The sequence below is a fragment of the Pseudomonas sp. AGC41 genome (assembly GCF_057334555.1).
In genome coordinates this window covers 24,530-30,826 of the sequence record NZ_JBHFJB010000146.1, presented here as the reverse complement: position 1 = coordinate 30,826, position 6,297 = coordinate 24,530, and the positions used below count along the sequence as shown (strand labels likewise).

Here is a 6,297-nt window from a genome sequence, read left to right as displayed (position 1 = left end):
CCCCCCCCGCCACAGTTTCCTCTCAGTAGTATTTCGGCCATGCGACCCCTTTTGATTGAAGTAGGGCGGGCTCCACCAGGACGCCGCCCTTTTTTGTGCAAGAAGATCATGCAAAGCAGCAGCAACCTCTTTCCTGTCGCCCTGATCAGCGCCGAGCGGCGCGGTGATCTGAGCGAAGATGTGTATCGCCTGAAGCCTGGCAACAGCCCGGATTACAGCGTCGAAATGGCCGTTACCCGCCTGGGTATGGCCGATGCCGGCGAGGTCCGTGGTGTTCCGGTGATCCTGTTGCACGGCAGTTTTTCCAACCGGCGCTTCTGGTATTCGCCCAAGGGCCTGGGGCTGGGGGCGTACCTGACACGCCTGGGCTTCGATGTCTGGATTCCCGAAATGCGCGGCCACGGGTTATCCCAGCGCAACCAGGGTTATCGCAATAACCGCGTCGCCGACTATGCCCGTTACGATCTGCCGGCCATTGGCGCCTTTGTGCGCGAGCAAAGCGGGCAAGTGCCCCACTGGATCGGCCATTCGCTGGGTGGCATCACCCTGGCGGCGGCCTTGGGCGGTCATTACCTGGGCGAGCCCGCCGTGGCGTCGGCGGCGTTTTTCGGCACCCAGGTCAGCCGCACTTATTGGCCGTTGAAAATCCCCCCGGTGGAGTGGAGCGGGCGCTTCATTCTCAAGCGCTTTGCCCAATTGTCCGGCCCCAGGCTCAAACGCGGCCCGGAGGACGAGCCTATCGGCCTGGCCCTGGAGAGCATGCGCTGGTATGGCCTGTTCGGGCGTTTCGGCGATGCCGAAAAGAACTGGTGGGCCGGCCTTGCGGACGTGCAAGTGCCGGTACTGGCGGTGAGTGCCGCCGGCGATCAGCAGGATCCGACCTGGGCGTGTCAAAAACTGTTCGAACAGATCGGTTCCGAGCGCAAGCAGTTTGTCTGCCTGGGCCGGGCGCAGGGCTTTGGCAATGATTTCGGCCATGTCGAAATGCTTGTCAGCAAAGCCGCGCAAGCCGAGGTCTGGCCGTTGGTGGCGCGCTGGCTGGAAGATCAGCGCGCGCCGCTGTCGGCAGAACAGCCTCGCCTGGCCGAAGCGGTTTGAGGGAAGGCTCTGACAAGGGCATTCCGCTCTGGTCGGCTTGCGGCTAAGATATGACGCGCTACGTTGTTTCGGTCACAAACGGTTATTCATTCAGCCAGACGTCCAACCCTTGCAGGAGCTGCCCGATGAACCATTACCTCACGCCCGACCTGTGCGATACCTACCCGGACCTGGTGCAAGTGTTGGAACCGATGTTCAGCAATTTCGGTGGCCGCGACTCCTTTGGTGGTGAAATCGTGACCATCAAGTGCTTCGAAGACAATTCACTGGTCAAGGAACAGGTTGAACTCGAAGGCAAGGGCAAAGTGCTGGTCGTTGACGGTGGCGGGTCGCTGCGCCGGGCCCTGTTGGGTGACATGCTGGCCGAGAAAGCGGCGAAGAATGGCTGGGAAGGGCTGGTGATCTACGGCTGCATCCGCGATGTCGACGTCATTGCCCAGACCGACCTCGGGGTCCAGGCCCTGGCCAGCCACCCGATGAAAACCGACAAGCGCGGCATTGGTGATCTTAATGTACCGGTGACCTTCGCTGGCGTGACGTTTCGCCCGGGCGAGTATGTCTATGCGGACAACAACGGCGTGATTGTTGCATCGAGCCCGCTGAAAATGCCTGAATGAAACGATATAGCCATAAGGGATGAGGATGTTCGAGGAAGAAAACGCGCAATGGGGGCTGGTTCATGCCCTGGTGCTGGATGGTAAAGGCGGCGCGCGTTCGATAGCCCGGACCGAACTGGACGACTTGCAGTTGCAGGCTCATGAAAGCCTGTGGCTGCATTGGGACCGCAGTCATCCGCAAACCCACACGTGGTTGCGCAAATCCAGTGGCTTGAGTGAATTCAACTGCGATCTGCTGCTGGAAGAGAACACCCGGCCGCGCCTGCTGCCGCTGCCCAATGCCGAGCTGCTGCTGTTTCTTCGCGGGATCAATCTCAACCCGGGCGCGGAACCGGAAGACATGGTCTCGGTGCGCATCTTCGCCTCGGCCCAGCGGGTGATTTCCCTGCGTTTACGCCCGCTGCGCGCCACCGATGAGTTGCTGGCGGAACTGGCCGAGGGCAAGGGGCCGAAGACGGCTTCGGAACTTATCCTTTATATGGCGCAGTACCTGACCAACAAAGTCCAGGACCTGGTCACCTGTCTCTCGGAAATCGTCGACGGCGAGGAAGAAAAGCTCGATACCGACGAACGGTACACTCCCGAGCACGACGCCATTTTGCATATCCGTCGAAGGGCGGCCGGACTGAAGCGATTCCTGGCCCCGCAGCGCGATATCTTCGGCCAGATGTCACGGATCAAATTGCCCTGGTTCGTCGAGGACGACGGCGACTACTGGAATGAATTGAACAACAGCCTGACCCGTTACCTGGAAGAGCTGGAATTGACCCGGGAGCGCGTGGGGCTTGTGCTGGAGGCCGAGGACCGGCGTCTTTCGGTGCGCATGAACCGCACGATGTATCGCTTCGGCATCATCACCGGCATCTTCCTGCCGATGAGCTTCCTCACCGGGCTGCTGGGGATCAATGTCGGCGGCATTCCGTTTTCGGAAAGCCCCTACGGTTTTCTGGTTGCCTGCCTGCTGATGCTGTGCGTGGCCCTGGGGCAGTGGTGGCTGTTTCGCCGTTTGCGCTGGGTGTGATGAGGCTTCATGTGACCCGACGAAATCTGATCGCGTCTTCCACAGACATCACGAGAGGTGCGTATGCACGATCCGTTTGAACAGTCTCTGCGCGATATGCTCAAGGCTTCGCCGTCCAGCCGGGACGACGATGCATGCCTGGGACGCGTGCTCAAAACCGCCAACCGCCAGGTAGGCGCCGGCGATCTTTTCAGCTTGCTGGGCCGCTGGCTGCCCGCGCTGATGATCGCCCTGAACAACGGGTCGGCCCATGTCTCGCCGGTTTCCCGTCGCAAACCTGTTACTCGCACCGCTGATAAGGCTGACTGAATATGGAACTTGATCTCTGGACCCAGAGCCTCGTCACGGCAATGACAGCGTTGTGGACCAAAGTGGCTAACTTCATCCCCAACCTCTTTGGCGCCCTGGTGGTGCTGTTGCTGGGTTTCGTGGTGGCCAAGCTCCTCGACACGCTGCTCTCCAAATTGCTCGCCAAACTTGGCCTCGACCGCCTGATGGGCGGCACCGGCCTGACCAAGCTGCTGTCGCGTGGCGGTATCCAGGTTCCGATCTCGACCTTGGTCGGCAAGATCGTCTACTGGTTCGTCCTGCTTATTTTCCTGGTTTCGGCGGCCGAGTCCCTCGGGTTGGAGCGGGTTTCGGCGACGCTCGACATGCTTGCGCTCTACCTGCCGAAGGTTTTTGGTGCCGCACTGGTGCTGCTGGTGGGTGTGCTGCTGGCGCAACTGGCGAACGGGCTGGTGCGTGGCGCGGCCGAGGGCGTCGGGCTGGATTATGCCTCGGGCGTTGGGCGTATCGCCCAGGGCCTGGTGATCATCATCAGTATTTCGGTCGCGATCAGTCAGTTGGAGGTCAAGACGGACCTGCTCAACCATGTGATCGTGATCGTCCTGATTACCGTTGGTCTGGCGGTCGCGCTGGCAATGGGGTTGGGGAGCCGGGAGATCGCCGGTCAGATTCTTGCGGGAATCTATGTGCGTGAACTATATGAAGTTGGGCAACAAGTGCGTGTTGGCGAGGTCGAAGGCCAGATCGAAGAGATCGGGACGGTGAAAACCACATTGCTGACCGAGGAGGGCGAGCTAGTCTCGCTGTCCAATCGGATCCTGCTGGAGCAGCATGTGAGTAGCCGCTAACCCGGCAAATCCTGCTAATGTATGCCGCCGCAAAATGCCCGCTACGGCGGGTTGCGGCGCACATTGACCTAGACTGTCGGCCCGACTTGTTTTGAACAAACCCCAATCGCTATCCACGCGCTACGACCCCCGTGATCTCTCTGATGAGGAGTTGGTCGCGCGCGCGCATACGGAGCTGTTCCACGTCACGCGCGCTTATGAAGAGTTGATGCGCCGTTACCAGAGAACTTTATTTAACGTCTGTGCACGATATCTTGGGAACGATCGCGATGCTGATGATGTCTGTCAGGAGGTGATGTTGAAGGTGCTATACGGGTTGAAGAACTTCGAGGGGAAATCGAAGTTCAAGACCTGGCTGTACAGCATCACCTACAACGAATGCATCACGCAGTATCGTAAGGAACGGCGAAAGCGTCGCTTGATGGACGCGTTGAGCCTGGACCCCCTCGAGGAAGCGTCTGAAGAAAAGGCGCCCAAGCCCGAGGAAAAGGGTGGGCTCGATCGCTGGCTGGTTTATGTGAACCCGATCGATCGGGAGATTCTGGTGCTACGATTTGTCGCAGAACTGGAATTCCAGGAGATCGCAGACATAATGCATATGGGTTTGAGCGCGACAAAAATGCGTTACAAGCGCGCGCTCGATAAGCTGCGTGAGAAATTTGCAGGCATTGCCGAAACTTAGTTCGGCGCAAATATCTCTTACGTGTAGGCAAGTTCTGATAGACTTGCCGCCGAGTTGTCCCCCGGTTTGCGGGACTGCTTCACAATCACCAGATGGGGATTTAACGGATGAAACTGAAAAACACCTTGGGCTTTGCCATTGGTTCTTTGATTGCTGCCACTTCGTTCGGCGCTCTGGCACAAGGCCAAGGCGCAGTTGAAATCGAAGGCTTCGCCAAGAAAGAAATGTTCGACAGCGCTCGCGACTTCAAGAACAACGGCAACCTGTTCGGCGGTTCGGTTGGTTACTTCCTGACCGACGACGTTGAGCTGCGTCTGGCCTACGACGAAGTGCACAATGCACGTACCGACGACGGCACTAACGTCAAGGGCGCCAACACCGCTCTGGACGCTCTGTACCACTTCAACAACCCAGGCGACATGCTGCGTCCTTACGTCTCTGCCGGTTTCTCGGACCAGAGCATCGACCAGAATGGCAGCAACGGTCGTGACCGTTCTACCTTCGCCAACGTTGGTGGCGGCGCCAAGCTGTATTTCACTGACAACTTCTACGCCCGTGCCGGCGTTGAAGCTCAGTACAACATCGACCAGGGCGACACCGAGTGGGCGCCTAGCGTTGGTATCGGTGTGAACTTCGGTGGCGGTTCCAAGCCAGCCGCTGCTCCAGTTCCAGCACCTGCTGAAGTCTGCTCCGACAGCGACAACGATGGCGTGTGCGACAACGTCGACAAGTGCCCTGACACCCCAGCCAACGTAACCGTTGACGCTGATGGCTGCCCAGCTGTTGCTGAAGTCGTACGTGTTGAGCTGGACGTCAAGTTCGACTTCGACAAGTCGGTCGTTAAAGAAAACAGCTACGGCGACATCAAGAACCTGGCTGATTTCATGAAGCAGTACCCATCCACCAGCACAACTGTTGAAGGTCACACTGACTCCGTCGGTCCTGACGCTTACAACCAGAAGCTGTCCGAGCGTCGTGCAAACGCCGTCAAGCAGGTTCTGACCAACCAGTACGGTGTTGAGTCGTCCCGCGTTCAGTCTGTTGGCTACGGCGAATCCCGCCCAGTTGCCGACAACGCCACTGAAGCTGGTCGTGCAGTTAACCGTCGCGTAGAAGCGCAGGTTGAAGCCCAAGCTAAGTAATTAGCCCAAAGCTTTGGAAAAGCCCGGCTCAGGCCGGGCTTTTTTTTGCCTGCGATTTGGTGGATCAGTGGCCGGGCTGGGGAAACCTGTAACCTGTGGGAGCGAGCCTGCTCGCGAATGCGGCCTCACAGCCGGCATATCTTTACCGGTCGTACTTCGATTCTATTGTGGGAGCGAGCTTGCTCGCGATGGCGGCCTGACAGTCGGCCAGGGTTTTGTTGACTGGGTACATATCCGTTGCTGCGGTCACGGCTGCTTAGGGTTCCGCCCTTACGGCGGGTCACTTTTTTCAGACGCCAAAAAAGTAACCAAAAACGCTTTGCCCCACCACTCGGTGCCTCGCCTAGGCTCGGCATGCCCTCACTCCGGCATTGCTCCGTGGGCCCGCCGCGAAGGGCCGTCCCTGGCCCAGCGCGGCTAACCCGGCATCCATGCCGGGTTGCCCACTGCGCAATGCCTGCGTTCGGCCAGCGTGGTTAACGGGGCGTCTCAGATCAAGATCAAGATCAAGAGCGAGGCGGCTTGGCGGCCGGCCTGTCTCTTCAGCTTTGCCCCGACCTAACTGTGGGAGCGAGCCTGCTCGCGAAGGCGATGTGTCAGT

At 59.1% G+C, this 6,297-nt stretch carries 7 protein-coding genes; all 7 read left to right on the top strand.

The window, feature by feature from the left end:
- Positions 1–108: 108 nt before the first annotated feature.
- The 7 genes from ACE04F_RS23530 (at position 109) to ACE04F_RS23500 (ending at position 5,696) form a co-directional block, all read left to right on the top strand.
- Entirely contained in the window at positions 109–1,098 is a 990-nt protein-coding gene (locus tag ACE04F_RS23530) for an alpha/beta fold hydrolase (protein ID WP_486110127.1), read from the top strand.
- A gap of 125 nt (positions 1,099–1,223) precedes the next feature.
- Positions 1,224–1,715, top strand: coding sequence for a ribonuclease E activity regulator RraA (gene rraA / locus ACE04F_RS23525; protein WP_486110126.1), 492 nt, complete (start codon positions 1,224–1,226; stop codon positions 1,713–1,715).
- Between the two features lie 25 nt (positions 1,716–1,740).
- Positions 1,741–2,736, top strand: a complete 996-nt coding sequence (locus ACE04F_RS23520; RefSeq protein ID WP_434572885.1) for a zinc transporter ZntB — start codon at positions 1,741–1,743, stop codon at positions 2,734–2,736.
- 63 nt (positions 2,737–2,799) lie between these two features.
- Positions 2,800–3,045, top strand: coding sequence for a hypothetical protein (locus tag ACE04F_RS23515; protein ID WP_014337331.1), 246 nt, complete (start codon positions 2,800–2,802; stop codon positions 3,043–3,045).
- Positions 3,046–3,047: 2 nt separating this feature from the next.
- Positions 3,048–3,872 carry a mechanosensitive ion channel family protein gene (locus ACE04F_RS23510; protein WP_305499852.1) on the top strand — a complete coding sequence of 275 codons (825 nt, stop codon included), beginning with the start codon at positions 3,048–3,050 and terminating at the stop codon, positions 3,870–3,872.
- A 91-nt stretch (positions 3,873–3,963) separates the two neighbouring features.
- A complete protein-coding gene (gene sigX, locus ACE04F_RS23505) occupies positions 3,964–4,554 on the top strand; it encodes an RNA polymerase sigma factor SigX (protein ID WP_025212681.1) in 591 nt (196 codons plus the stop codon).
- A gap of 107 nt (positions 4,555–4,661) precedes the next feature.
- Positions 4,662–5,696 carry an OmpA family protein gene (locus ACE04F_RS23500; RefSeq protein ID WP_486110125.1) on the top strand — a complete coding sequence of 345 codons (1,035 nt, stop codon included), beginning with the start codon at positions 4,662–4,664 and terminating at the stop codon, positions 5,694–5,696.
- Positions 5,697–6,297 lie beyond the last annotated feature (601 nt).